4 protein-coding genes and 1 pseudogene are annotated in these 4,460 nt (G+C 66.1%); 2 read left to right on the top strand and 3 right to left on the bottom strand.

Annotated features, from left to right (window positions below):
- Positions 1–314 precede the first annotated feature (314 nt).
- Complete coding sequence (locus CKO28_RS26800; protein WP_200344415.1) at positions 315–1,202, top strand: tyrosine-type recombinase/integrase; 888 nt, start codon at positions 315–317, stop codon at positions 1,200–1,202.
- Positions 1,203–1,540: 338 nt separating this feature from the next.
- On the opposite strand, the gene CKO28_RS26795 is transcribed toward CKO28_RS26800, so the two are convergent.
- Together CKO28_RS26795 and CKO28_RS26790 are read right to left on the bottom strand one after the other, a co-directional pair.
- The gene (locus tag CKO28_RS26795; protein WP_200344413.1) at positions 1,541–2,014 is read right to left on the bottom strand and encodes a Ros/MucR family transcriptional regulator; all 474 of its coding nucleotides are present in this window, start codon (positions 2,012–2,014) and stop codon (positions 1,541–1,543) included.
- 110 nt (positions 2,015–2,124) lie between these two features.
- Positions 2,125–2,517 carry a DUF4332 domain-containing protein gene (locus CKO28_RS26790; protein WP_200344411.1) on the bottom strand — a complete coding sequence of 131 codons (393 nt, stop codon included), beginning with the start codon at positions 2,515–2,517 and terminating at the stop codon, positions 2,125–2,127.
- 226 nt (positions 2,518–2,743) lie between these two features.
- On the opposite strand from CKO28_RS26790, the gene CKO28_RS26785 reads away from it, so the two are divergent.
- A complete protein-coding gene (locus CKO28_RS26785) occupies positions 2,744–3,157 on the top strand; it encodes a hypothetical protein (protein ID WP_200344409.1) in 414 nt (137 codons plus the stop codon).
- A gap of 1,208 nt (positions 3,158–4,365) precedes the next feature.
- On the opposite strand, the pseudogene CKO28_RS26780 reads toward CKO28_RS26785, so the two are convergent.
- A pseudogene (locus CKO28_RS26780) lies at positions 4,366–4,460 on the bottom strand (IS5/IS1182 family transposase); the annotation flags it as partial.

The raw sequence follows: 4,460 nt of genomic DNA, 5'->3' as shown, positions 1-4,460 counted from the left end.
CCTGGGCGAAGATCACAGCCGGATCCGTGTCCAACCCGGGCCCTTCACTCGTATCCGCAGCTTCGCGCTCAACATCCTCCGGGCGAACGGCGTGCGCAACGTGGCTCAAGCGCGCTACGCAACCGCGCTCAACCCCGACAAACTCTTCGACTATGCCGGCTCATGAAAAAAACTGAACAGCCCTGGTCCTCACCGAGGAGGTTCCGGCCGACAGCCTGGCCCGCTGGCTCGAGGCCTACCTTGCCCTCGAGGCGACCACCGCGGCGAGCTCGCGCAAGGTCCAGCGGCGCGATCTGGAGCGCTTCCTCGCCTTCATGCGTCTGGAGGAGAAGAGCGACGCGCGCGGCCGGTGGACGCCGCGGCTGTCAGTGGCTTTCGTCGAGGCGCTGCGCAACGAGGTCGATCGGACCGGGCGCCGGCGCTACGCCGACCGCACGATCGCCCGCGTGCTCGCCCACCTGAAGACCTGGTCGAAGTGGATCAACCGCCACGCGCCCTTCCCGCTCGGCGACCCGATGCACAAGGTCAAGGTGTCCATGGGCGCCCCGCCGCTCGCCGTCGACCGGGCCCTGACGCCCTCCGAGCGCCGGCGCCTGCTCGACGCCGCCGATCTGCTGCCCAGCCAGGGCGGGCGGTCACGCGACCGGCACCGTTACCGGGACGCCGCCGAGCGGCCGCAGCGCAAGGGATACCGGCCCTGGCGTACGCGCGCGATCGTCTACCTGCTGGTCGAGACCGGCATGCGCCGGGCGGCGGCCGTCAACGCCGACGTCGAGGACGTGGACTCTACTCGCGCCCGGATCACCGTGCGCGAGAAGGGCGGCGCCCAGCACACTTACAAGATCTCCCGGGAGGGCCTGCGCGCGGCGCAGGACTACGTCGACCACGAACGCGCGGCGGATGCGGAAGTTTTGCAATCGCCGGCGCTCCTGCTGCCGGCGGCCGACAACGCGCGCAGCTCGGGGCGCCTGAGCCCCGTGGCCGTGAACCGGGCCTGGAACGAGGTCGCCGTGAAGGCCGATGTCGCGGGCAAGTCGCCGCACGCGGCCCGGCACGCGATGGGCCGGCACGTCGTCCAGAAAACGGGCAACGTGGCCGCCGTGCAGCGTCAGCTCGGCCACCGGAACGCGAGTTACGCGATGCAGTACATGCGCGTGAGCGAGGAGGAGCTCGACGACGTCGTGAACGACCGGTCCGGCTGAAGCGCCGGGCTCGGCGGTTGCCGGCGGGAGGTCTTCACGACCGCGTTACGTGTGACGGCCGCCACACGCGATAAGCCGAGCTCGATGGCATCTCCATAAACAGACGGCGGCGACGGGATCGCTGTCAGGAGGCCAGAAACGGAGGTGCCGTCATGAAGGATTGGACGCCCAGCTACCTCGAGGAAGCGTACTTCCGGGTCATCGGTCGGCGCTGAAACCTCGCCTCCCCTTGCCTCCCTGTCCGTCACGGTGCCCTGCCGGTCATTGCCCCGCCGGCAGTCCCGTGACCCTGGCCCCGGCGCGTCGCCCCCTCGCGCCGGGGCTCTCTTTCGGGCGGTCTAGGCTTTCTTTCGGCCGCGGCCTCGACCGGCGGACTTCTCGCCCAGGCCCAGGTCCTTGGCCATCTGCGAGCGCTGTTCGCTGTAACTCTTCGCCACGAGCTTCATCGAGGCCGGCAAGTCCCAACGGGCCTTATAGTCGTTCTCTTCCAGGCCGTGCTCGGTGCGCAGGTGGCGCTTCAGGGTCTTGTAGGTCTTGCCGCACTCCAGGCAGACGACGTCGTTCTTGCGGACGCTGTTCTTCGGCTTCACCGGCGGCGCGTGCTGCGGGCCGGTGGCCTCCGCGGTGCTCGATGCTTCTGCACTGGCAGTCCCGCCCTGAAGCTGCGTAAACTTGTCGTGGACCTCCTGCATCAGGTTCGGCACCTGATCCGGCTGCATCTGGTTGTTGTTGAGGTAGGACTGGACAACCCCGGCGGTCAGCTCGATGAGGGTCGCATCCGGGAAGGTATCGACGTCCGGTTGATCGGCCATGGTTTTGTTAGTCCTGAAAAGGTGGTGCGCTTTATTGTTGTCATAGGCGACCTAAAGAACCGCGACCGTATTGTCGATGGTTTCGTTTCTTGACGCCCGGATGTCGGGCCTCACGAAACCCGCTTCTTCGCCTCGGTGACCCATTCCTGCACGCGAGACGCCGTCACGGGCCGGCTGGCGAGCTTCGCCGCAAGATCCTCGGGGTCCGCCTCCGCCAGGTCCGAGAAGCTCCGGATACCAAGAGCATCCAGCTTACGGGCGATCGCCGGACCGATCCCACGGATCACCGTGAGATCGTCCGCCTGCGGCTTCGTTACCGGGGGCTCACCACGGGTCGGTCGCCAGGTCGCGACCGCGTCCACGTCGGCCGCCTCTGTTTCGGATGCCGTACTTGACGTTCGCTGGTTCCGATCCTGAGCCGGCCTGTCCTTTTCCGGTTCGTCCCCGCCCGGCAGCCACCAGAACATCCATTGTCGCCAGAACTTCAGCCACTGTTCGAACATGCGACGCCTCCTATCGTGCCTGGGACCGAGGGTATCGGACCAGCAAAGGTTGGGCCGATAAACAGCCCCGGATGCCCCCCGTTGCCCGGACGCCTGCGCGATCGCTGGGCTCACGGGACCGCGCGATCTGTAACACCCGCGTGAAGTGTGATGCGAGGCACATCGGTCCGTGTCGCGATGCGTCACGTTCGATCCCAGGCGAACGACGCAACAGCGGGAGGTCATCATGACCCGCATCGACACGACCCGGACCCATCGCCCAATCAACACCGAACGGCGCGCGTACCGCAAGGATCGCGCCGCCGAGGCCATTATTCTGGCCGCGGGCATCGTCTTTGGCGGCCTTCTGGTCGGCGCCGAGGACGCCTACGGGGCCGGTCCAGAGGGCCTGCAACTCGCTGCGGCGCCCAGCGCGAGCATGTCGCCGACGGCGTCAACGAGCGCCGGCGGCCTGGATCTGAGCCTGCCGAAGGCCGCGCCGGCTGCATCGGAAAGCGCGTCCGCCCCAACCTATGATCGTAAAGACGGCGCGGCCGTTACGGACGTCGACGACCAGACCAGCCTGCGCGGGGTGCATCGCCTGGAGATCGACCTGTACGCCGACGACATGCGGCCGCGGGCCGGAACACCGCTACGCTGAACACACGGCCTCATCACTGGATACGATCAAGGTTGAGCCGCGCGCTAACCCCCCTCGTCCCGACAGACCTTCCCCCCTCTTGTCTGTCCGCGCGTGCGGCTCGAAGGTCCCGGCGTTCTCCCCCGGCGCCGGGACCGCTTCTATTGGGCTTGTGCAGGCGCCTCCGGCGTCATCGACGCGATGGCGTCCACCACGCCGACCGGAAGCCTGCCGCTCCCGGGCCCTCTTGCGCGGTGCATCCGCCTCTCTACATCGCGGGCGTGTTGCTTCTCTTTCCTGGCTCTCCAGGAGAGGCAGCCTTGGAGGGCGACGCTTCAGTGGCTTAGCGCGAGCCCCGCCGGCGGCGACGTCGGCGGGGTCTTTATATCCGGCAGGCAGCACCGCGTGGCGCCCGGTTGTGGATAACAAAAGGTTGATATCGGTGTTGGATGCGCCATCATCTTAGCCTGGACTTTGAACGTATGTTCAAAAAACGAAACGGATGATCGGCGATGTACCTTCGCGGTCTTGAGCCACCGAGAGAGATGTGGGCTGCCCTCCAGGATCACGGCCGCATCGAACAGACCTTGTGGGACATGGCCTTACGGCAGATCCACGAGCACGGATGTGCTGCCTGCGATCGACGGTGTTATGCTACCCGCGCCAGCCGTTCATTCGCTGGCATCGTGCAGCCTGCGCGCGAGCCGTTGTGCCGCCGCACGGCATGATCCGTTCTCGGGGCACGGCTGGCGACCATAAATGCAGGTCTCAGCGACGCGGTTGAAGATGAGACGCGCCGGGGCCGCGTGCTCTTCGTCGAGCAAGCGTTCAGCCTCGACCAGGAGGTCCTCGCACGTGCGTGGGGCCGACCAATGCATAAACCCAGCATAGTAATCATATCCGGGTGTGCAATTTCAGCGAAGGTCGCTAACGGCTCGTTTACGCGGGGCTGGCATCCTAATACTGCTCGGTCTCCCGCCGAGTTTGTGTCCGCGTCCGGCGGCCCCGTTTTCCTCCCCTCACGCGGGGCCGCCATGCTTTCTCCAATCCGGAACCCAGGCAGCGGTTTCTTCGGCCGGACGACCTCTGACAGCAGCCGATGTATTGGGTCAGCTCTGTAGCCGGCCACGACCCAAAGCAGTCTACATCTACTTAAAGCAAAGTGTCAGACTGGGTTATTGTACCGCCAGTGGCCGTTTAGAGTCTGGCCGGGAATGAGTTGTTTCGTATCAAGGTCTTGCGAGCCGCCTTGTGAGCAGGCGGATGTGGGCGATCAGCACCCACGCGACCGCACTGGTGATGGTTGCCTCGACATCCTTGGCCA

The sequence above is a fragment of the Rhodovibrio sodomensis genome, assembly GCF_016583645.1.
GTDB classification, from domain to species: domain Bacteria; phylum Pseudomonadota; class Alphaproteobacteria; order Kiloniellales; family Rhodovibrionaceae; genus Rhodovibrio; species Rhodovibrio sodomensis.
The sequence above is the reverse complement of the archived record's forward strand: the minus strand, read 5'-3'. Positions and strand labels throughout refer to the sequence as shown.